The organism is Streptomyces albospinus (assembly GCF_014648695.1).
Classification (GTDB): Bacteria; Actinomycetota; Actinomycetes; order Streptomycetales; family Streptomycetaceae; genus Streptomyces; species Streptomyces albospinus.
Genome location: NZ_BMRP01000014.1, coordinates 1 through 20,248 on the forward strand (window position 1 = coordinate 1; position 20,248 = coordinate 20,248).

General features: G+C 68.8%; 21 protein-coding genes. 11 read left to right on the forward strand and 10 right to left on the reverse strand.

Annotated elements, in window-relative coordinates; all coding sequences use genetic code 11:
• The 4 genes from IEZ17_RS45685 to IEZ17_RS19975 form a co-directional block, all read right to left on the reverse strand.
• A partial coding sequence (locus IEZ17_RS45685; RefSeq protein WP_506005250.1) for an NfeD C-terminal domain-containing protein occupies positions 1–137 on the reverse strand: 137 nt, incomplete at its 3' end.
• Positions 138–272: 135 nt separating this feature from the next.
• Complete coding sequence (locus IEZ17_RS19965; protein WP_189301996.1) at positions 273–929, reverse strand: peroxiredoxin-like family protein; 657 nt, start codon at positions 927–929, stop codon at positions 273–275.
• Positions 926–1,555: a TetR/AcrR family transcriptional regulator gene (locus IEZ17_RS19970; protein WP_189301998.1), complete on the reverse strand. Its 630-nt coding sequence runs from the start codon at positions 1,553–1,555 to the stop codon at positions 926–928. The genes IEZ17_RS19965 and IEZ17_RS19970 overlap by 4 nt, the downstream gene beginning before the upstream one ends.
• A 149-nt stretch (positions 1,556–1,704) precedes the next feature.
• On the reverse strand, positions 1,705–3,222 hold the full coding sequence (locus IEZ17_RS19975; RefSeq protein ID WP_189302000.1) for an MFS transporter: 1,518 nt from the start codon (positions 3,220–3,222) through the stop codon (positions 1,705–1,707).
• A gap of 98 nt (positions 3,223–3,320) precedes the next feature.
• Between IEZ17_RS19975 and IEZ17_RS19980 the strand changes: the two genes are divergently transcribed.
• Positions 3,321–4,154 (forward strand): helix-turn-helix transcriptional regulator, encoded by an 834-nt coding sequence (locus IEZ17_RS19980; protein WP_189302002.1) that lies wholly within the window; start codon positions 3,321–3,323, stop codon positions 4,152–4,154.
• A gap of 84 nt (positions 4,155–4,238) precedes the next feature.
• Here the strand turns inward: IEZ17_RS19980 and IEZ17_RS19985 are convergent, their stop codons facing one another.
• Positions 4,239–4,718, reverse strand: a complete 480-nt coding sequence (locus IEZ17_RS19985) for a nuclear transport factor 2 family protein (protein ID WP_189302004.1) — start codon at positions 4,716–4,718, stop codon at positions 4,239–4,241.
• Positions 4,719–4,842: 124 nt separating this feature from the next.
• Here IEZ17_RS19985 and IEZ17_RS19990 point away from each other — a divergent pair, with 124 nt between their 5' ends.
• The 6 genes from IEZ17_RS19990 to IEZ17_RS20015 all read left to right on the forward strand — a co-directional run bounded on the left by IEZ17_RS19990 (position 4,843) and on the right by IEZ17_RS20015 (position 12,821).
• Complete coding sequence (locus tag IEZ17_RS19990) at positions 4,843–5,478, forward strand: TetR/AcrR family transcriptional regulator (protein ID WP_189302006.1); 636 nt, start codon at positions 4,843–4,845, stop codon at positions 5,476–5,478.
• A 193-nt stretch (positions 5,479–5,671) separates the two neighbouring features.
• On the forward strand, positions 5,672–6,163 hold the full coding sequence (locus IEZ17_RS19995) for an SseB family protein (protein ID WP_189302008.1): 492 nt from the start codon (positions 5,672–5,674) through the stop codon (positions 6,161–6,163).
• Entirely contained in the window at positions 6,164–6,775 is a 612-nt protein-coding gene (locus tag IEZ17_RS20000; RefSeq protein ID WP_189302010.1) for a hypothetical protein, read from the forward strand.
• A gap of 2 nt (positions 6,776–6,777) precedes the next feature.
• Positions 6,778–11,514 carry a putative T7SS-secreted protein gene (locus tag IEZ17_RS43895; RefSeq protein WP_189302316.1) on the forward strand — a complete coding sequence of 1,579 codons (4,737 nt, stop codon included), beginning with the start codon at positions 6,778–6,780 and terminating at the stop codon, positions 11,512–11,514.
• 600 nt (positions 11,515–12,114) lie between these two features.
• Complete coding sequence (locus IEZ17_RS20010) at positions 12,115–12,474, forward strand: hypothetical protein (RefSeq protein ID WP_229852420.1); 360 nt, start codon at positions 12,115–12,117, stop codon at positions 12,472–12,474.
• Positions 12,471–12,821 carry a hypothetical protein gene (locus IEZ17_RS20015; RefSeq protein WP_229852421.1) on the forward strand — a complete coding sequence of 117 codons (351 nt, stop codon included), beginning with the start codon at positions 12,471–12,473 and terminating at the stop codon, positions 12,819–12,821. The genes IEZ17_RS20010 and IEZ17_RS20015 overlap by 4 nt, the downstream gene beginning before the upstream one ends.
• Here IEZ17_RS20015 and IEZ17_RS20020 read toward each other — a convergent pair.
• Positions 12,808–13,167: a hypothetical protein gene (locus IEZ17_RS20020; RefSeq protein ID WP_189302013.1), complete on the reverse strand. Its 360-nt coding sequence runs from the start codon at positions 13,165–13,167 to the stop codon at positions 12,808–12,810. The genes IEZ17_RS20015 and IEZ17_RS20020 overlap by 14 nt on opposite strands.
• A gap of 119 nt (positions 13,168–13,286) precedes the next feature.
• Between IEZ17_RS20020 and IEZ17_RS20025 the strand changes: the two genes are divergently transcribed.
• Both IEZ17_RS20025 and IEZ17_RS20030 read left to right on the forward strand, forming a co-directional pair.
• Positions 13,287–14,081, forward strand: a complete 795-nt coding sequence (locus IEZ17_RS20025) for a helix-turn-helix domain-containing protein (protein WP_189302015.1) — start codon at positions 13,287–13,289, stop codon at positions 14,079–14,081.
• Entirely contained in the window at positions 14,074–14,301 is a 228-nt protein-coding gene (locus tag IEZ17_RS20030; protein WP_189302037.1) for a DUF397 domain-containing protein, read from the forward strand. The genes IEZ17_RS20025 and IEZ17_RS20030 overlap by 8 nt, the downstream gene beginning before the upstream one ends.
• 9 nt (positions 14,302–14,310) lie before the next feature.
• Here IEZ17_RS20030 and IEZ17_RS20035 read toward each other — a convergent pair whose 3' ends face one another.
• Entirely contained in the window at positions 14,311–15,372 is a 1,062-nt protein-coding gene (locus IEZ17_RS20035; RefSeq protein WP_229852422.1) for an SMP-30/gluconolactonase/LRE family protein, read from the reverse strand.
• Between the two features lie 172 nt (positions 15,373–15,544).
• Here IEZ17_RS20035 and IEZ17_RS20040 point away from each other — a divergent pair, with 172 nt between their 5' ends.
• The gene (locus IEZ17_RS20040) at positions 15,545–15,991 is read left to right on the forward strand and encodes a MarR family winged helix-turn-helix transcriptional regulator (protein ID WP_229852423.1); all 447 of its coding nucleotides are present in this window, start codon (positions 15,545–15,547) and stop codon (positions 15,989–15,991) included.
• An 18-nt stretch (positions 15,992–16,009) separates the two neighbouring features.
• Here IEZ17_RS20040 and rocD read toward each other — a convergent pair whose 3' ends face one another.
• The 3 genes from rocD to IEZ17_RS20055 form a co-directional block, all read right to left on the reverse strand.
• Complete coding sequence (gene rocD, locus IEZ17_RS20045) at positions 16,010–17,242, reverse strand: ornithine--oxo-acid transaminase (protein ID WP_189302039.1); 1,233 nt, start codon at positions 17,240–17,242, stop codon at positions 16,010–16,012.
• Positions 17,239–18,171 carry a dimethylarginine dimethylaminohydrolase family protein gene (locus tag IEZ17_RS20050; RefSeq protein WP_189302041.1) on the reverse strand — a complete coding sequence of 311 codons (933 nt, stop codon included), beginning with the start codon at positions 18,169–18,171 and terminating at the stop codon, positions 17,239–17,241. The genes rocD and IEZ17_RS20050 overlap by 4 nt, the downstream gene beginning before the upstream one ends.
• Positions 18,172–18,310: 139 nt before the next feature.
• On the reverse strand, positions 18,311–18,817 hold the full coding sequence (locus IEZ17_RS20055) for an Lrp/AsnC family transcriptional regulator (RefSeq protein ID WP_189302043.1): 507 nt from the start codon (positions 18,815–18,817) through the stop codon (positions 18,311–18,313).
• A 413-nt stretch (positions 18,818–19,230) separates the two neighbouring features.
• Between IEZ17_RS20055 and IEZ17_RS20060 the strand changes: the two genes are divergently transcribed.
• Positions 19,231–20,094, forward strand: a complete 864-nt coding sequence (locus IEZ17_RS20060; protein WP_189302045.1) for an ATP-grasp domain-containing protein — start codon at positions 19,231–19,233, stop codon at positions 20,092–20,094.
• The last annotated feature ends 154 nt before the right edge of the window (positions 20,095–20,248 follow it).

The following is a 20,248-nucleotide window of genomic DNA, read 5'->3' on the forward strand; positions in this document are numbered from 1 at the left end:
AGGGGCTCGGCGGACCACGCGAGGAAAGCTTCCGAGCCCCCGCGGATCCGCACCAGAACTTCACCGGGTCCGGCAGCCCCTCGAGTGCCGATCAGCAGCACTCCGGTACAGCCGATCACGGCATCGTCCTGCGCCATCGACGGCTGCCCTCCCCCCGTTACGTTCCTGGAATCCGACGATAGCGCTCCGGTGAACGGGGGCCTATGGCGGGACGGCGGCGAGTTGGTGGTCCGTTGAGGTGGCGTGGATCCGCGGCGCTCGGGGGAGCGCGGTCAGGGCGAAACCTCCAGGGTGTCGAGGGCGGCCAGGATGTCGGCGGGCTCGGCGCGGGCGGTGTAGTCGGTGTCGACGAAGGCCCAGCGGATGACGCCCTCGCGGTCGATGACATAGGTGGCGGGCAGCGGCAGGGTGCGCGGATGGCCGCCGTTGACGCGCTGGAGATCGAAGCCGAAGGAGTCGTACGTGGCGGCCAGGTCGTCGGGCAGGTCGAAGCTGAGGCCGTAACTCTTGGCCGTATCGGAACCGACATCGCTGAGGACATCGAAGGCGAGTCCGTGCTTCTCGGTGAGGGAGAGCGACTCGTCCGGTATTTGCGGGGACACGGCCACCAGGCGGGCGCCCCGGGCGGTGATCCCGGCGTGCTGCTCCTGGAGGGCGCGCAGGGCGATATTGCAGTACGGGCACCAGGCGCCGCGGTAGAAGGTGAGGACGACGGGCCCGGCGGCGAGCAGGGCGTCGAGGGAGACGGCGCTGCCGGTCGCCGACGGGAGGCTGAACGAGGGGGCCCGCTCGCCTGCTCGGCGGGCGCGGTCGGCCTGGCCCGAGGCGGCGAGATCGCGGGCGGCGCGCTCCATCACTTCGCGGGCGGCGGCCGGGATGTCCGGGTAACGGGTGCGGAAGAAGGCGGTCAGCTCGTCCTGGAGGCTCATGGGCGGGTCACTCCTGTGTGGGCTGTGTGAGGTGTGGATTCGGCGCGCAGGGGCGCGAGGGCGGCGGTGACGGTGTCGGTCAGCGACCCGGCGTCGGCACCGGCGCGGGAGCGCAGATTCACGCCGTACGCGAGGGTCGACAGCACGGCAGCGGCGGCGTCGAGGTCGGTGCCGGGCGGGAGTTGGCCGAGATCGGCGGCCGTGGCGAGCGCGGCGCGCAGGGCCGATTGGAGCGTGCCGTGGTGCGTCTCCAGAAGGGTGCGTATCCCGGGGTCGGCACATTCGGGACCGGCGTAGGCGTTGGTGACCATGCAGCCCCAGCCGGCGACCGCGCCGGAGCAGCGGACGTCGATGAGCGTGCCGAAGAACTCCTCGATGGCGGTGAGTCCCGTGCTCGTCGCGGCGAGTTGGGCGAAGGCCGGTGCGGAGTGCTGCTCTATGTACCGGCCGAGGGCCGCGGCGTAGAGGTCGTCCTTGTTGCCGAACGTGGCGTAGAGGCTGGAGCGGCTGACTCCGGTCGCGGTCACCAGGGACTGGATTCCGGTGGTGGCCATGCCCTGGTGCCAGAAGACCTGGACGATGTCGTCCAGCACCACATCGGGGTTGAAGTGCTTGATGTCGGGCATGAGTTGCTCCTTTCGTCGCGTGCGGTGCCGATCTCGGTGCTGCTCCGTCATCTCTCCGCTCCGGGAGTCGGGATGGCTCCGTGATCTCGGAACGGTCATTCCAGGATAGCTTCAAGTCGCCCGCGTGCCAAGGCCTTTGAAAAAAATCCTCACGGAGAGTGATGGCTCCCGCCCGGTTGCCCTCGCCGCCGGGCGGTGTTCGGGAGGAAGGGCAGCAGCACCGAGATCAGCACGGCGAGCGCGGCGTTGAACGCGACGGCGACGGCCAGCGCGTGGCCGTAGGCGGCGGTGTCGTGGTGCGGGGCGGTGCCCAGGGCGCCGTAGAAGAGCACGCCGATGAGCGCGACCCCGACCGCGCCGCCGACCTGCTGCCCGGTGGACAGCACTCCGGAGGCCATGCCGACCTCCTTCGGGCCGACGTTGGCGAGCACCGCGTTGAGCAGCGGCGTGACCAGCAGCCCGTTGCCGGCGCCGACCAGGAGCAGCGACGGGGTCAGTTCCCCGGAGGTGAGCGCGGGTCCGGCGCCGGCGGCCACAACGAGCGTGATGAGGAAGCCCAGGCCGCTGATCAGGGCGCCGGCCTGGAGGACGCGGCGCCCGAAGCGGGCGAGCCGGCCGGCGAGCAGGCTGGTGGCGAAGAAGACCACCGCGAACGGCGTATAGGCCAGACCGGCGCCGAGCGGGTCCTTGCCCAGGCCGTCCTGGAGGGTGAGGGAGAGGACGAGGAAGAAGGAGTTGATGCCCGCGTAGGCGAGCAGGACCAGGGCCATACCGACCGCGAACGGGCGCTCGCGGAGCAGCCGCAGCCGCACGAGCGGGTCGCCGCCCGAGGCGTCCACCCGCCGTTCCACCCGGGCGAACGCGGCGAACGCGAGCAGGCTCACGGCCAGGCTGAGCCAGGTCCACAGCGGCCAGCCGGACGCGCGCCCCTCGACCAGCGGGACGACGAGGAGCACCAGGGCGAAGGTGAGCACGGCTGCGCCGCGCAGGTCCAGGCGGCGTGCTTCCGGGGCGCGCGACTCGGGGACGTACCGGGCGGCGAGCAGCAGGGTGACCACACCGACGGGCACATTGACCCAGAAGACCGGGCGCCAGGAGGAGCCGAAGAGATCGGCGGAGATCAGGAGGCCGCCGAGCAACTGCCCGGCGACGGTGGCCATTCCGATGACCGCGCCGAGCGCACCGAACGCCCTGGGGCGCCGTTCCGCCGGGAGCAGTACCTGGATCATCGCGAAGACCTGCGGGAACATCGCCGCCGCGCTCAAACCCTGGACGAGCCGGGCGGTGATCAGGGTGCCCGAACCGGGGGCCAGGGCACAGCCCACGGAGGACACGGTGAAGAGCCCCATGCCGAGCAGGAAGACCCGCTTGCGGCCGAACCGGTCGCCGAGGCGGGCCACGGTGATCAGGGCGACGGCGTAGGTGAGTTGGTAGCCGGCGAGGATCAGCTGGATGTCGGCGGCGGAGGAGTGCAGGTCCGCCTGGATGGCGGGCGCGGCGACCAGCACGATGAAGGTGTCGAGAACGGCCATGAAGGCGCCGGCGAGGACGATGGCGAGAGCGCGTCCCGGTGCCGCGGATGCCTGCCGTCCGGCACGCCGGCCCCGCTTCGCCGCCGAAGGCTGCACCGCCGCCGCGGCACCCGACGGGCGTGTTGTCTGTGTCATGCAGCAACGATCGAACAGCCCCGAACGGGCATACAGAGACCGATTATGCTGGTGTTTCCGCTACCACCGACCGAGAGCCTCCGCCACCGGGAGAGTCGATGACCGACCAGGACCGGCGGCGCGTACTCGCGGAGTTCCTGCGCTCGCGCCGGGAGCGGATCACGCCGCAGGACGCGGGCATTCTGGCCGGACCCCGGCGGCGTACGCCAGGGCTGCGGCGCGAGGAGGTCGCCCAGCTCTCCGGTGTCAGTGTGACCTGGTACACCTGGCTGGAACAGGCCCGCGACATCAGCGTGAGCCGACAGGTCCTGACGAGCCTGGCGCGGGCCCTGATGCTCAGCTCGGTCGAGCTGCGGCATCTGTTCGCGCTGGCCGGGGAGCGGCCCCCGGAGCAGCCTCCGGTCCGCGGCCCCGGGCCCGCGTTGCAGCGGCTGGTGGACGCGCTCGCTCCGCATCCGGCGTATCTGCTGGACGCCAACTGGGACCTGGTGGGCTGGAACAGTGCGGAGGCCGGGCTGATCGGCGACCCCGGGGAGCTGGCGCCGGAGGAACGCAACCTGCTGTGGCTGGTCTTCACGGACCCGGCGATGCGGTCGCTGCTGACCGACTGGGAGGGGCAGGCGCGGGATCTGGTCGCCCAGTTCCGGGCCGATGCGCGGGAGCGGTTCGACGATCCGCGATTCGACCGGCTCACCCGGGAACTCCGGGAGGTGAGTGCGGAGTTCAACGAGTGGTGGCAGGCGCACGACCTCGCGGACTTCGGCAGCAGCCGCAGGGTGTTCCGGCATCCGCGGGTCGGGTTGCTGACATTCGACTATGTGAAGCTGGCGGCACTGGACGCGCCGGGCGTGAAGTTGTTCGTGTGCATGCCGGCGGACGAGGAGACGCAGCGCAAGCTGCCCGCCCTCGCCACGGCCTCGAAGAACGTGTAGGGGAAGCCGCCGCCCGCCCCGTATCCCGATCCCGCCTGCCCGCAGGACGCCCCCCTCGCAGGACATACGCCTGCCCGACGCCCGTCAGCGGACCGGTAGCGATGGCCGGCCGGCTCCCCGCTCCGCCTCCGGCCGCGGGCCGACGATGCGCCGCTCGCCTTCCGTGATCGGGACGTCGTGGATCCCCGCCTCCCGCCGGCGCATCAGCCCCGCCTCGTCGAACTCCCACAGCTCGTTGCCGTAGCTCCGCCACCACTGCCCGCTCGCGTCCCGGCACTCGTACTGGAACCGCACCGCGATGCGGTTCCCCGAGTACGACCAGAGCTCCTTGCGCAGCGCGTAGTCCAGCTCCCGGGCCCACTTCTTGCGCAGGAACTCGACGATCTCGGCACGGCCGGCGAGGAAGGTGTCCCGGTTCCGCCAGACCGAGTCCTCGGTGTAGGCGAGGGCGACGCGCTCGGGGTCGCGGGTGTTCCAGGCGTCCTCGGCGGCCTGGACCTTCTGGCGCGCGGACTCCTCGTCGAACGGGGGGAAGGGGGGACGTGGCTGCGTCACGGCTGTCATGGGAGGGCTCCTGTCGGTGCGCATGCTGCTGCTGGCAGCGCCGGGGAACGCTGGCGAGAACGCTCGTTCTCCGGTGCGTCGGCTAGTGTAGAGAACGATCGTTCTCTTGGGAAGGCGGGCCGCTGTGGCAGACCACGACGACGTACGGACGCGGACAGACGACGTACGGACGCGGATACTCGACGCCGCGGAGAAGCTGTTCTACGAGCGCGGCATCCAGGCCGTCGGCATGGACGAACTCCGCACCGCCGCCGGCGTCTCCCTCAAGCGCCTCTACGGCACCTTCCCCGCCAAGCACGACCTCGTCGAGGCGTATCTGCGCCGCCGCGACGAGCACTGGCGCGCCTCCCTCGCCGCCTACGTGGACGCCCACTCCGGCACTCCGGGAGCCGCCCCCCTCGCAGTCTTCGACTGGCTGGAGACGTGGTTCGCCGCACCGGACTTCCGTGGCTGCGCCTTCATCAACGCGTACGGCGAACTGGGCGCCACATCGGAGGGCGTCGGCCGGGTCACCCGCGAGCACAAGCTGGCCCTGCGCACCTATCTGGCCGACCTGGTACGGCCGTTGGCGGCCACTGCCTCCGACGAGGCCGCAGGGCCGGGTGGCGTCACCACCGTGCTCGCCGGCCAGCTGGCGCTGCTGATCGACGGCGCGATCACCGCCGCCGCGGTCACGGGCGACCCGGCCGCCGCCCGCACCGCCCGCGCGGCGGCCGAGGCGCTGGTGCGGGGAGTCGGGGGCGGGCGCACGGGGGTCTGAATTTCCGGGGCTGCGTGCGTCGCAATGGTGCCGCCTCTTATGGCGACGGTGGCTCGCTCCTCTCCGAGATAATTGAAAATAAAAAGGCTCCCTGGTCGGTTTATTCGGGCCGACTCCCGGCGGTGTTGTCAGTGCCGTGTGTCAAAGTGGGTCCGGTAGCGAGCTGAACGAACAACGGGGGAGGGGTCTCGCCATGCCGTTGGCAGACGAGGTGGCGGCGTTCCATGAGGGGCAACCGAATCCAGCCGCGCTGGTCGGCGAATTCCGTCGCACGCACGTGATACTTCCGGTCGCCAATGACTCCTTCCTCTCAGCGGAGTTGGACGGTATCCGCTGGCTCTATGCCTTCACCGATGAGGATGCGCTGTCCCGTTTTGCCGCAGCCCGCGGGAGCGAGCAGGGGACGGAGTGGCAGTACGTCACCACGGCCGGCGCGCGCGTCCTCGACGTGCTGATACCTGCCGTCGACGGGCCGGCGGGGGTGGCGCTGGACGCGGGAAGTGAGCAGGGGATGCTCTTCCCACCGGTATCCGGAATCGTCCCGGACGGCGCGGCTGTGGACGTGGACGCGAACGTAGGCGCGGACGTGAACGCGCCCGTAGACGTGAGCGCGGATGCAGGCGCGGCAACTTCTGCGGCCACTTCCGCGGATATTTCCGGCGCGATGCCCAGGGGGGTGGCGTAAATGGGGCTGCTCAGGGGGGATGGCTACAACGTCGAACCGGAGGCGTTCGAGGAGCTCACCAAGGGAATAAAAGCCGCAACGAGCGAACTGAAGGAACTGGGCTTTGATATCGAGGCCCAACTGGGGCGCGGTTTCGGCAAGTTGTCCATGGATGCCATGGAATGCGGTGACGACGGCCTGGCATCGATCTTCTCGTCGTTCTGCGACCGCTGGGGCTGGGGCGTCTACAACCTGATGCAGGACGCCAACCAATTCTCCAAGAAGCTGGGCATCACGGCCGGTCTCTACTACGAGCAGGAGCAGTACGTCTCGGATGTCCTCAAGGACGGTGTGAACGCCGCATGGGGCGACCCGACGATGACGGCCGAGCAGCTGCACAAGCAGTCCTGGGGCGATGTGGCCAATCCGCTCAAGCAGTTCGAGGGCGCGGACTGGGACCCGACATCGGAAAAGTCGGTGGAGAAGCAACAGCAGGTGGCGGATCAGGCCGCGTCGTTCGCCCACGACGTGGCATCGGTCCCCGACCGTCTCGCCAACGGCGGCAAGGACCCGTCCGAGACCACGGCGAAGATGCAGGGGCCGGATCAGGCAGGCGGGGGTAGCGGCAAGTGAGCATGTTCGGTGATGCCGTCAACGCGATCGGCGACGGGGCGAGCAAGCTCACGGGCGCCATCGAGCGCGGCGCGGGCGAGGTCGTCGAGTTCGGCGCGGACAAACTGGGCGACGGCCTGGAGGCGGTGGGCGCGGACGGCGCCGCCGATGCCGTCCGCTCGGCCGGCGACAAGGCCGCCGGGGCGCTGGGCGCGCATGTCGACGAGCGACAGCTGGGCGAGACCGACGATCCCAAGGAGTTGATCCACGGCGATGTCGAGAAGCTCAACGAGACCGCGTCGCACCTGAAGGACTTCGCCGCGGCGTTCAACCGCGTCGCCGACGGCATGCGCAAGCTGGGCTCCGGCCAGCACTGGAGCGGCAAGGCGGCCGACGCGTTCCGTGAGGCGTTCGACATGCATCCCAAGCAGTGGATGTACACCGCCGATGCCTGCGACGACGCGTACAAGGCGCTGCACGCGTACGCGGAGACGGTGACCTGGGCGCAGAGCAAGGCCGTCGACGCGATCGAGAAGTACGCGCAGGCGCAGCGGGATTCCGAGCATGCGCTCAGCGCGTGGAAGGCGAAGGCCGAGGCGTACGTAGCGGCGGGCGAGAGCTACAACGCCGCGGTGGAACAGGGCGCGGATCCAGGCCCGCGGCCCAACCCTCCCGCCGATTACGTGGACCCGGGCACCGAGGGCCGCGAGGCGGCCCAGGACATGCTGAAGAACGCCCGCAGCCAGCGCGACGAGGCCGCCGAGCGGGCCCGTAACGCCATCAAGGGCGCCCTGGCCCACGCCCCGGACAAACCGCAGCTCACCGACCTGGCGAGCGCGGGCCTCAAGGACGCCGGCAAGGCGTTCGTCGTCGAGAACATGCACCTGGCCGGCGGGGCCGTGAAAGCCGCCGCCGACACCGTCAAACTCGCCCGCACCGTCAACCCCATGGACCCCTACAACATCGCCCACCCGTGGCAGTACATGGGCAACGTCTCGACCACCCTCCTGGGGTTGGCGCAGATGCCGCTCCACCCCACCGAACTCGCCAAGGGCATGCTCGGCTCGGGCTGGGGCAGCGACCCGTTCGACGCGGCGGGGGCGTTCGCGATCAACCTCGTCGGGGGCAAGGGGGCGGGCGGCCTGGCCAAGGGGGCGGCAAGGGCCGGCGCCAAGGACGCGGCCGAGAGCGCGGCACGCACTGCGGCAAAGGAGGGTGGCAAGCGCACGATTCGGGACCGGTTGCGCACCGGGTGGTGCAAGACCTTCGGCAGCGACCCCATCGACATGGCCACCGGCCGCATGATCCTGCCGCAGACCGACATCGCCCTCCCCGGCAGCCTCCCGCTCTCCTTCACCCGCACCTTCGAGTCCTCGTACCGCACCGGCCGCTGGTTCGGCCGTACGTGGATGTCCACGATCGACCAGCGCCTGGAGATCGACGCCGAGGGCGTCATCCTCATCGGCGAGGAGGGCAACTTCCTCCTCTACCCCCACCCCGCCGTCGGCGTCCCCACCCTCCCCCTCGAAGGCGACGGCGCCCCGCTCGCCCGCACCCCGGACGGCGACTACTTCCTCGTAGACCCGGCCACCGGTACCCGCCGCTACTTCACCGCCCACACCGAAAACCTCGCCCTCCTCGACGAGATCTCCGACCGTCACGGCAACCACCAGACCTTCGACTACACCGAAGACGGCACCCCCACCGCCATCACCCACAGCGCCGGCTACCGCCTCCTGCTGACCACCGAGGGCGACCGCGTCACCGCCCTCCACCTGGCCGGCGCCGCCCCCGACGGCAGCGACCAACTCCTGGCCACCTACGGCTACGACGCCTTCGGCAACCTCACCACCGTCACCAAGCCCGCCTCCGACCGCCCCCTCCGCTTCACCTACGACGACGCCGGCCGCATCACCTCCTGGACCGACACCAACCACAGCAGCTACACCTACGCCTACGACGAGGCGGACCGCTGCACCTCACAGGGCGGCATCGCGGGCCACCTCCGCGCCCGCTACGTCTGGGGCGACCCGGACCCCGAAACCGGCATCCGCACCAACCGCTTCTTCAACTCCCAGGACCAGCTCACCACTTACCAGGTCAACGACCACCACCAGATCGTCGCGACCACCGACCCCACCGGCGCCACCACCCGCACCACCCGCGACGCGAAGCACCGCATCCTCTCCACCACCGACCCCCTGGACCGCACCACCCACTTCACCTACGACGACGAGGGCCGCCCCACCACCGTCACCCTCCCCGACGGCTCCTCGTCCACCACGGTCTACGACTCCCACGGCAACCCGCTCAACGTCACCGGCCCGGACGGCACCACCTGGACCCACCGCTACGACGCCCGCGGCAATCGCGTCGCCACGACGGACCCCGCGGGTGCCACGACGACCTACAGCCACGACGCCCGCGGGAACCTTGCCTCGGTCACCGACGCCCTCGGCAACACCACTCGCGTCTCCTGCAACGGGGCCGGCCTGCCTGTCTCGGTCACCGACCCCCTCGGCAACACCATCCACTACCGCCGCGACAACTTCGGCCGCACCACCTCGGTAACGGATCCCCTCGGCGCGACCACCCACATGCTGTGGACCGTCGAAGGGAAACTCGCCGCCCGAATAGACCCCACCGGCGCCAGGGAAGAGTGGACCTACGACGGCGAGGGCAACCGCCTCACCCACACCGACGCCGTCGGCCAGACGACCCGTTTCGAATACACCCACTTCGACCTCCTCGCCGCCCGCACCGACCCGGACGGTGTCCGCCACGAGTTCACCCACGACACCGAACTCCGCCTCACCCAGGTCACCAACCCCCAGGGCCTGACCTGGAACTACGCCTACGACGGCGCGGGCCGCCTGATATCCGAGTCCGACTTCGACGACCGCGTGCTGAGCTATGTCCACGACGCGGCCGGCCAACTCGCCACCCGAACGAACGCGCTGGGCGAGGTGACTACCTACACCCGCGATGCGCTGGGCCGTATCACCTCCAAGGACGCCGCGGGCCTGGTCACCACCTACGCCCACGCCCTATCCGGGCACCTCCAGCAGGCAGCCAACCCCGACGCCACCGTCACCTACACCCGCGACGTCCTCGGCAGGGTGACTGCGGAGTCGGTCAACGGCCGTACGATGAGGTTCACTTACGACGTCCTGGGCCGCCGTACCTCCCGCACAACCCCCACCGGCCACACCACCACCTACTCCTACGACGCGGCCGGCAACCGCACCGGCATGGACATCGCCGGCCACGCCCTGCAATTCCAGTACGACGCCGCGGGCCAGGAACTCACCCGCACCATCGGAGGTACCCTCCAGCTCACCCATACCTGGGACCTCACCGGCCGTATGGCCAGCCAGTCCCTCACTGCCGCAGCGACGGACCCCACCAGCACCGCGCAAGTCGAGGTGCAGCAAGTCCTCCAACGGGCCTACTCCTACCGCCCGGACGGCCACCTCACCGCGATCGACGACTCCCACACCGGCCGCCGCACCTTCGACCTCGACCGCGCCGGCCGCGTCACCGCCGTCCGCGCCACCGACTGGGCGGAGACCTACGCCTACGACGAAGCAGGCAATCAAACCCACGCCACCTGGCCCGACCGCCATCCCAACCCCTCAGCCCGAGGCGAGCGTTCGTATGAGGGCACCCGCATTACTCGCGCGGGGCGCATTCGTTATGAGCACGATGAGTTGGGACGGGTAACCCTCCGGCAGAAGACCCGAGTGTCCAGGAAGCCGGACAGCTGGCACTACACCTGGAACGCGGAAGATCGGCTCACGTCAGTCGTCACCCCCGATGGCACCACTTGGTGCTACCTCTATGACCCGTTCGCCCGTCGAATAGCCAAAAAACGCCTGGCCGTCGACGGTCAAAGAGTTGCGGAGTTCACCCACTTCACCTGGGATGAAACCATCCTCATTGAGCAAAGCGCGCACTCTGCGGAAACGGTAGAGGCTGTCACCCTGACCTGGGAACACGATGGCTTCAAGCCTCTCTCTCAAACTGAACGTAAAAGCATCAGGGCCGATCTGTCTCATACCGCCCAGCAAGTAGTAGATCGACGTTTCTTCTCTATCATTACTGACCTGGTCGGCACCCCTACGGAACTCGTTTCGGTAGCTGGTGATAACGCCTGGTGCACTCAGGTTACTCTGTGGGGCGCGACGACTTGGAACAGCTCGGCAACCGCCTATACTCCGCTGCGTTTTCCAGGTCAGATATTCGATCAAGAAACGCAACTGCATTACAATTACATCCGACACTACGACCCGAATGTGGGACGATATCTTTCACTTGACCCACTAGGATTGGCGCCGGCTGACAATCCCGCGGCCTACGTCCAAAACCCTTCCACGTGGTCCGATCCACTGGGGCTCTCGGCTTGTGCAGAGGTAAATCCGCGGAAGCTTGACTACCTGTTTAACAAAGACATAAAACCTGATTCGCACAACACCCCCAGGGCTGTGCAGAATGCAGATCAACTGCGGGGGATTGGATTCCATGACACCCCGGCTTCGCGTGCTTACGTGACGCAACACCTGAAGGAATCCGTCCACAACGGATTTTCGGAGACCTTTTCAAATGAATGGGGAAACTTTGGCAAGGTGAACTCCGTCATATATGGGCCGTATGGAATTCGGGGGGTTGATAGTACGTGGCAGATAATGGAGGATGGTGGATTGAGGCTCTCAACTGTAATCTTCCGCGGCGGCGGTGGTCGCGTAAGTATCCGTGAATAACTTGCCCGGGAAATTGAGCAGGAGGTAGCGTATGTGCCATAAATTCGAAGCGCCGGATCCCGATAGCTTTACTGAGGAGTTCGGTGCTGCGGTAGTGCGTGACTCGGAGGACGATGTATATCTTATCGACTTCGCGGAGGTTACGGGCCAGGATCTGACTTTCTCTTACAATGTCACCGCAGGGTCGGTCAGGGTGCAACTCCGCGACGCCCAAGATGTTGTGGTCGACGTATTTCGAGAAGGAGCGACGAGGCTACGGATTGCATCAGATAAGACGCAATCATCTCTGATGGTTGACTTTGATGCGGGGGAGTTTTGCGGCTCACTTTGTGTCCAAATCTTTCCGAGGGCTAAGATTACGGACAGGCTGCTAGTGCGCTAGTGAACCGTTGGCGTCGCAAGGTTCTGAATTCCTCACCGGGTAGAGATGGAGCTGTTTTGGGCACTGGCGGTTCGACTGCTGTCGGTGGCACGAATCACGAAGGGCCCGGGCGTACTTGAGTGACGTCGGCGAAGATTCCTGCGCATGAGCGTGGGCGCGTGGATGTCTGAGTATGGGGACTCATGTGGGCGGGCGGCGTCTGGGGTTGGCTGGCGCGTATGGAACAGATGTCGCTGCCTTTGGACGTAGAGCGTGATGAGTGGGCCTGGGTGGGGCCGTTGGTTTCTAGTGTGGTCACGGTGATTGCGGGGTTCTTTGCGCTGGTCGTTGTTGGGTTCTCGGCGATGGCTTGTGATGCGTGCAGTAGCGAGAAGGCGCATGGGTTTGATGCGAGTGTTTCGACTGCCTTTTCGGTGCTGGAGGTTGGGTTTTTGGGGCCGGCGGGGTTGCTTGTTGCGGCTTGGGGGTTGCCGTGGGAGCGGCGGAACGCTGGGCGGCGGGCGATGCTTGCGCTGATGGCTCCGCTGACGGTTGTGGTGCTGTTTGTTGCCTGCATGGCGATTGTGAAGTGGCCGTGAGGTGGGAGTGGGAGAAGGATGAGCCGACGCCACTGGCGCTGGTCGCCCCCGCTATTTCGACGGCCGTGACGGTGAATGTGGGGTTCGTGCTCGGGTGGCTCGTGTTTCTGACGCCCGCGGTGTGTTGCTCCTGTGGCGGTGAGCGGCTCGATCGCTTCGTGTCGAGTCTGAAGTTCGCCTCTATCGTGTGCGGATTCGGGCTGGTCGTGCCAGTCGGGTTGCTGGTGGTCAGCTGGGTTCTGCCGCGCCGGCGGCGCCACAACGCGTTCCGGGTGACGTCTGCGCTCCTGGCGCCGCTCGCCCTTGTCGGGCTGTTCGCGCTGTTCGCCTTGCTTATCGAGATGTAGTGGGGCCTGGGCAGTCGTTCGGTCCGTTGTCTGGGGGTTCGGGCAGGCGGCCGGCTCGGCTGTCGGCGATGCGGAGGGCGTTGTTGAGGGCGGCCGTGGTGCGGATGAGGGTGAGGCGGAGGAGCAGGGGGCCCGCGGATTCGTTGCGGAGGGTCGTCTCGGCGTCGGTGTAGGCGACGGAGGCGTTGCGCATCTGCTGGGCTTCCATGCGGTCGGCCTTGCGGGAGAGGTAGCCCTGGCTGTTGTCGGCGGGGTGGAGGTAGCAGGGGCGGCCGTCCCAGGTTTCCCAGGGGAGCAAGCGGAGCCGCGAGCCGGGCTGTTGGGGGTTGTCGGGGTCGTAGGGCATCGCCAGAGCGCCTCCGTCGTGGGGTCCTTCGTGCGTACAAGCACGAGTGTCAGTGACGGCAAGTAGCCTCGGAAGTACGGAGGGTGTGCCTTCGTATCCGTCACGAGGGGTGTGCGCTCATGGGCAGTACCTATGGGGATTGGCTGCGGCAGCAGAGGGAGCTGGCGGGGCTGACGCAGCAGCAGTTGGCCGATGCGGCGGTGATGACGCGTTCCCATATCGCGCACATCGAGGCGGGGCGACGGATTCCGTCCAGGGAGGATGCGAGAAGGCTCGACAAGGCGCTGAACACGGGGGATGTGCTCAGCAGTTTTCGGCCGGGGGATGAGCCGACGGTCGCCGAACGGTTCGCGGACGCGTTGCAGCTAGAGCAGCAGGCGGAGACGATCTGGGAGTTCGCGAGTGCGTTGGTGCCTGGATTGTTTCAGACGGAGCGGTACGCGCGTGCGGTGATGCGTACGGCCTTCCCGCCGTGGAGTGAGGAGGAGTGTGACAGGCTCGTGCGCACACGGCTGGGACGCGCGAAGATCCTCGAAAGCCCGTCGACGCCTGTTGTTTGGGTGCTGCTGGACGAGGCGGTGCTTCGCCGTCCGGTCGGTGGGCCGGAGGTGATGGCGGAGCAGATCATGCACCTGGTCCACCTGGTCGAGAGTGGTCGGGTTCGGGCGCATGTGTTGCCCGTAGGGCTGGGCGTTCATCCGCTCATGCAGGGGCAGTTGAAGCTGATGTGGTTCGAGGACCAGCCTCCGGCGGCCTACACGGAGGGCATGTTCGTGAGCCAGCTCCACGATTCCCCGGCAATGGTCCGCCAGTTGCAGGGCGTCTACGCTCTCGGACTGAGCGATGCACTGCCGTTGCAGGAGTCTCTGTCCCGGATGCGGGCGACAGCGAAGGAGTACGGCCACCATGACTGAGCGCGTCATCCGAAAAGCCTCTGCCCCGGGCGGTTGGCGTAAGTCGACGTACAGCGACAATCAAGGCGCCGACTGCCTGGAAGTCCTCGACGGCCACCCTCGCGCCGTCTCCGTCCGGGACTCCAAGGCTCCGCGCGGGCCGGTGGTTGTCGTCCCGGCGGAGCCTTGGGTGGCGTTTGTCGAGGCCGTCAAGGGTGGGGAGTTCGACGACCGGGCGTAGGGGGCAGGGTCAGATGCCGTTCACCGCGGCCACCGTGAAGGGCTTCTGCGGGGTTCCCGGGCCCATGGGGCCGCCCTTGGTGAATTGGGAGCGGGTGACGTAGGTCCGGCCGTGGCTGTGGACGATGCTGGTCGGGGTCTGGAGGGACGCGTCGGTGAGGCGGCGTTCCAGGTGGGCGGTGGTGCCGTCGTCGGAGAGCCGCCAGCGGGTGAGGGTGTTGGAGCGGTTGTGGGTTGCCCAGAGGGTCGTGCCGCGTATTTCGAGGCCGTCGCCGTCGCGCAGGTCGCCGCCGTGCAGGGTGACTTGGCGGATCGCGCCTGAGGTGACGTCGACGCGGTAGAGGGTGCCGGCGGTCATGTCGACGGTGAGGAGGTAGCGGCCTGAGGGGGCGGCTGCGATGCCGTTGAGGGTGTAGATGGTGTCGGGGGTCTTGGGGAGGGTTGCGGACAGGTCGTAGGCCGGGGGCAGGGTGGCGTGGCGGCCGTGGGTGGCGGCGTGGGCCAGTTGGTGCGGTGTGACGCGGTAGATGATGCCGTGGGAGCTGTCGGTGAGGTAGGCGGTGCCGTCCGGGGTGATGGCCAGGTCGTTGACGAAGGGCTTGGTCGGGCCAGTGGTGGTCGCGTCGAAGCGGGCGATGAGCCGGCGGGTGTGGAGGTTGTAGACGGCCACGCCGGCGGTGGAGTTGATGACCCAGAGGCGGCCGGAGCGGTCGACCTTGACGCCGTTGGCGGTGGTGCGGCCGTCGGTGCCGGAGGGCAGGAAGACCTGGGCGGCGTGGTGGCCGGGGGTTGCCTTGTAGATCGCGCCGGTGACGTACGAGCTGATGTAGAGGTCGCCGGTGCGCGGGTCGGCGGTGATGCTCTCGGGGTAGGCGCGGTCGCCGGGCAGGGTGAAGGCGGTGGAGATCGGGGAGTGGGGGTGGAGGGGCGCCAGTGTCGTGTTCCTGGTCGCCGAGGGGGTGGTAGCCGGCGTCGCGTGGGCGGTGGCCGTGAGGGGGACGGTGACGGCGGTCAGGACCAGGGTGGCCGTGGCCAGAGTGCGGCGCGGGAGCCGCGGTGTGCGTCGGGACATGGGTGGGTGCCTCCCCGTTCGTCGGATGCCTGCGGGGGCGGTGTGGCCCGCAAGCGATCGAATGCATGCGAAGGTAGATTAGAGTTCTAATGATCGTCAAGGTGTTAATGGCTGTTTGGGTTCGCATGAATGGGTGAGGGCTTGTCTGGTATACGGCCGTTACGATGCGGAGATGACGACGTCGATGCCCGCGTCCGAGCGGCTTGGTTCCTCCATCAAGCGCGCCGAGCAGGCCCTGAACAGTGCCAAGCACGCGGCGCTGAAGCCTGCCGGGCTGACCGTCCCGCAGTACGCCGCGCTGCTCTACAGCTCCGAGCAGCCCGGCATCTCGGCCGCCGCGCTGGCGCGCGCGTGCCGGGTGACGCCGCCGACCATGAACACCGTGCTGAAGAACCTCCAGGAGCGCGGCCTCATCGAGCGCACCCCGCACGAGTGGCACAAGAACGTGCTGGAGATCCGGCTCACGGACGAGGGCCGGGCCGTGTTGGCGAATGCGGATGCGCGGGCGGTACGGGTGGAGCGGGCGCTGGCCGCGGAGTTCACGGACGAGGAAAGGGCGGCGCTGGTCGACCTGCTCGGTCGCTGCGCCGCCCTGCTGGACTCCGTGCGTGAGGGGTAGCTGAGGGTGAGCTGAGGGTCAGCTCAGTTTGTGCAGTACGCGCTTCAGGGTTGCCAGTGCGGTGGTGAGTTCGTCCTCGGTGATGGTGAGGGGCGGGGCGAGGCGGATCGTGGAGCCGTGCGTGTCCTTGACGAGGATGCCCTGGTCCATGAGGTGTTCGCTGATGGTGCGGCCGGTGCCCAGGGCGGGGTCGATGTCGACGCCGGCCCAGAGGCCGCGGGTGCGGAAGTCGGTGACGCCGTGGCCGAGGAGGTCGGCGAGGCCGGCGTGCAGGACCTTGCCCAACTCCGCGGCGCGGGACTGGAATTCGCCGGTGGCGAGGAGGTCGACGACGGCTGAACCGACGGCGGCGGCCAGGGGATTGCCGCCGAAGGTGGAGCCGTGCTGGCCGGGGCCGAGGACCGACATGACGTCGCGGCGGGCGGCGACCGCGGAGACCGGGACGATGCCGCCGCCGAGGGCCTTGCCGAGGAGGACGACGTCCGGGACGACGTTTTCGTGGTCGACGGCCAGGGTGGTGCCGGTGCGGCCGAGGCCGGACTGGATCTCGTCGGCGATGAAGAGGCAGCCGGTGCGGGTGGTCAGCTCGCGGACGCCGGCCAGGTAGCCGTCGTCGGGGATGAGGACGCCGGCCTCGCCCTGGATGGGTTCGATGAGGACGGCCGCGGTGGTGTCGTCGATGGCGGCTTCGAGGGCGGCGAGGTCGTTGTACGGGACGGTGCGGAAGCCGGGGGTGTACGGGCCGAAGCCGGCGCGGGCCTCCTCGTCGTCGGAGAAGCTGATGATGGTCGTCGTGCGGCCGTGGAAGTTGCCGCTCGCGACGACGACGGTGGCCCGGTCGGCGGGGACGCCCTTGACGTCGTACGCCCATTTGCGGGCGACCTTGATGCCGCTCTCGACCGCTTCGGCGCCGGTGTTCATCGGGAGGACCATGTCCTGGCCGGTGAGTTCGGCGAGGTCCTCGGCGAAGGCGGCGAGTCGGTTGTGGTGGAAGGCGCGGGAGGTGAGGGTGAGCTGGTCGAGCTGGCGGTGCGCGGCCTCGATGAGGGCGGGGTGGCGGTGGCCGAAGTTGAGCGCCGAGTAGCCCGCCAGCATGTCGAGGTAGCGGCGCCCTTCGACGTCCTCGACCCAGACGCCCTCGGCGCGGGCGATGACGACGGGGAGCGGGTGGTAGTTGTGCGCGAGGACTGGGGCCTCGGCCTGGATGAGGTCGTCCGAGGTGCGTCGGGTGCGGGTGGGCGCAGTGGTCATCGGATCTCCTGGGTGCAGCACTTGATGCCGCCGCCGGCCTTGTGGAACTCGGAGAGGTCGACGGGGACGGGGACGAAACCGCGGGCGGTGAGCTGGTCGATGAGGCCGGTGGCCTGGGGTGCGACGAAGACGTGGCGGCCGTCGGAGACGGAGTTGAGGCCGAAGGCCAGGGCGTCGTCGCGGGTGGCGAGGACGGCGTCGGGGAACAGGCGGCGCAGCACCTCGCGGCTGCCGGTGGAGAAGGCGCCGGGGTAGTAGGCGATGGTGGCGGGGCCGGGACCGGGGCCGGGACCGGGGTCGGGGCCAGGGCCGGGATCGGGATCGGGATCGGGCCCGCCGGGTTCCCCGTTGCCTCCGTTCCCTCCGTGTGTGCCGTCGGCGAGGACGAAGAGGGCGGTGTCGAGGTGGTAGAAGTACGGGTCGATCAGCTGGAGGCTGATGACCGGGACGCCGAAGTACTCCTGGACCTCGGCGTGGGCGTCGCGGGTGGTGCGGAAGCCGGTGCCGGCGAGGAGGTAGCGGCCGGCCGGTACGAGGTCGCCCTCGCCCTCGGAGCAGGACTCCGGCTGGTAGACGTCGTAGCCGGCGGCCTTGAACCAGATCTCGTACTCCCGTGACTCCGGGCGGCGTTGCGGGGCGTGGAAGCGGGAGCCGAAGACCCGGCCGTCGACGACGAGAGCGGAGTTCGCGGCGAAGACCATGTCGGGGAGGTCGGCGGCGGGTTCCACCGTCTCGACCGTGTGGCCGTGGTCGCGGTAGGCGCGGACCAGGTTCTCCCACTGGCGGGCCGCGAGTTCGGTGTCCACCTGGGCGTCCTCGTGCATCCAGGGGTTGATGGCGTACCGGACGGCGAAGTGCGTGGGCCGGCAGAGCAGATAGCGCCGGGGGAGGGCGGTGCGCGGCGCACCGGTCGGACGGGGTGTGGGCACGGAACGGGTCCTCCGCTTCCTGTTGTGACAGACCGTGAGGGATCGTCACCTGGGGCACTACACGGTAAGGAGCGGTGGATTCCGGTCACAAGCAACATGTGCTGCGTCGTGGCGCAGGAATGCTGCGTGTGGATGGCGGTCAGCGCTGGTTTGCTGCGCGGTCCGGTGTGGAGGGGCGGGGTGCGCCGGCCTCCGGGCTGTCCGGGATGAGGTGGGAGAGGACCATGTAGCTGATGGTCTTGCGGATGAACGGCTCGGTCCGGATGCGTTCCAGGACCTCCTCGAAGTGCTCGACGTCGGTGGCGCGGACGTGGAGCAGGGCGTCGGCGCCGCCGGTGACGGTCATCGCGGCGGCGATCTCCGGGTGGTTGCGGACCACCTCGGCCAGCCGCCGGGGCGGGGCGGCGCTGTCGCAGTAGACCTCCACGTACGCCTCGGTGAGCCAGCCCAGGGCGGCCGGCCGGACGGTGGCGGAGAAGCCGGTGATGATGTTGTTCTCCCGCATCCGGTCGACGCGGCGTTTGACGGCGGTCGCCGACAGCCCGATGGAGGTACCGATCTCCGCGAAGCTCGCCCGGCCGTTCTCGATGAGCGCGGCGACGATCTTGCGGTCCAGTTCGTCGAACGGTGCGGCCTTGGTGGTCATGCGGCGGCCCTCCCCATCCCTATCCCTGCTGGTGCGCATTTTCCCTTGATTGCCTGTATTGCTTGCATTGTGCGTATGGCTCGTGCTGATCGGTGTCGGCGGTGTCGGGGTGGATTCGGTGCTGCTGCCGCGTCCGGCGCCGCCCTCCGGAGCGGTGATCCTTAGCGGCGTCCCGTAGCCGCGTCCCGGAGCGGTGATCGGGTGGCTTCACGGTAACCGTGGGCGGCGGGCGGTGGCGCAGCCCCCGGGGTGCGGAGGAAATCCGCAGGTCAGGCGTCTGTGCAGGGTGGATGGGGTGGAGTTAACGTCGCCGAAAGGACGCCGCTCGTCTGGCGTCGGCGGCTCGCGCGAGGGAGTGGAGCGCTGCGAAGCGGTATGGACGGGGTCGAGGAGGACACGCCCGGGGGCACCCCGTGAGGGCCGGGGTGATCTGTACGGACCGGGAGCATCCGGTGCTGGCGGCAACGGCGGCGGTGCTGCGGCGCGCCGCCCACGAGGTCGTGTTCCTCGACCCGGAGGGGGAGCCCCCGTTCCCCGGCCACCTCGCCGACGTCTATCTGCTCACGGCGAAGACACCGAACGGGCTGGCACTCGCCGCGCGGCTGGAGGCGTACGGGGCGCCGGTGATCAACTCGCCTGCTGCCACCGCCCGTTGCCAGGACCGCGGTGTCCTCGCGGAGGTGGCCCGGGCGGCCGGACTGCCGTACGCGGCGACCGTCCGCACCGGCACGCTCGGCGAGCTGGCGGCAGTGGCGGACGGCCCGCCCGTCCCCGGCTTCCCCCTGGTGGTGAAGAGTCGTCACAGCCGCCGGGGCAATCTCGTGGCCCGGGTCGACGGACCGGCACGGCTCGCGGAGCTGGCCGCCGACCGGCCCGAAGAGCCGGTGATCGTCCAGGAGTTCACCGCGAACAGCGGCTGGGACCACAAACTGTGGGTGGTGGACGGGCGTCTCTTCGCCGCCCGCCGCCGCTCCGAACTGGCCCCCGGCGGGCGCGGGGAGAACCTGCCGTTGCCGCTCGCCGACCTCCCGTCCGGCTGGACCGACACCGTGCGCCGGGTCGGAGAGGTCTTCGATCTGGAGGTGTACGGCGTGGACATCGTCGACGCCGGCGGCGGCACCCCGCTGATCGTCGACATCAACGCCTTCCCGGGCATCCGCGGCCAGGCCGGCGCACCCGAGGCGCTGGCGGCGCTGGCGCTCCGTACAGCGGGGGCGGCGGGGGCGGCCGGGGGCGGCCCCGAACGCCGCACACGCGGTGATCACGGATCCTCGTGATGACGGCGAAGTGGTGATCGCCAGCACCCGTGATCCAAACCTCCGCCCCCCAACTCAACCCGAAAGAGTGCCAGTTCGGCGGAGGGCGACCGGATGAGCCTATGGCGGCGCCGCCCGGGGTAGTGCTGCCGCCGTCAAGGGGTGTGCCTCGGTG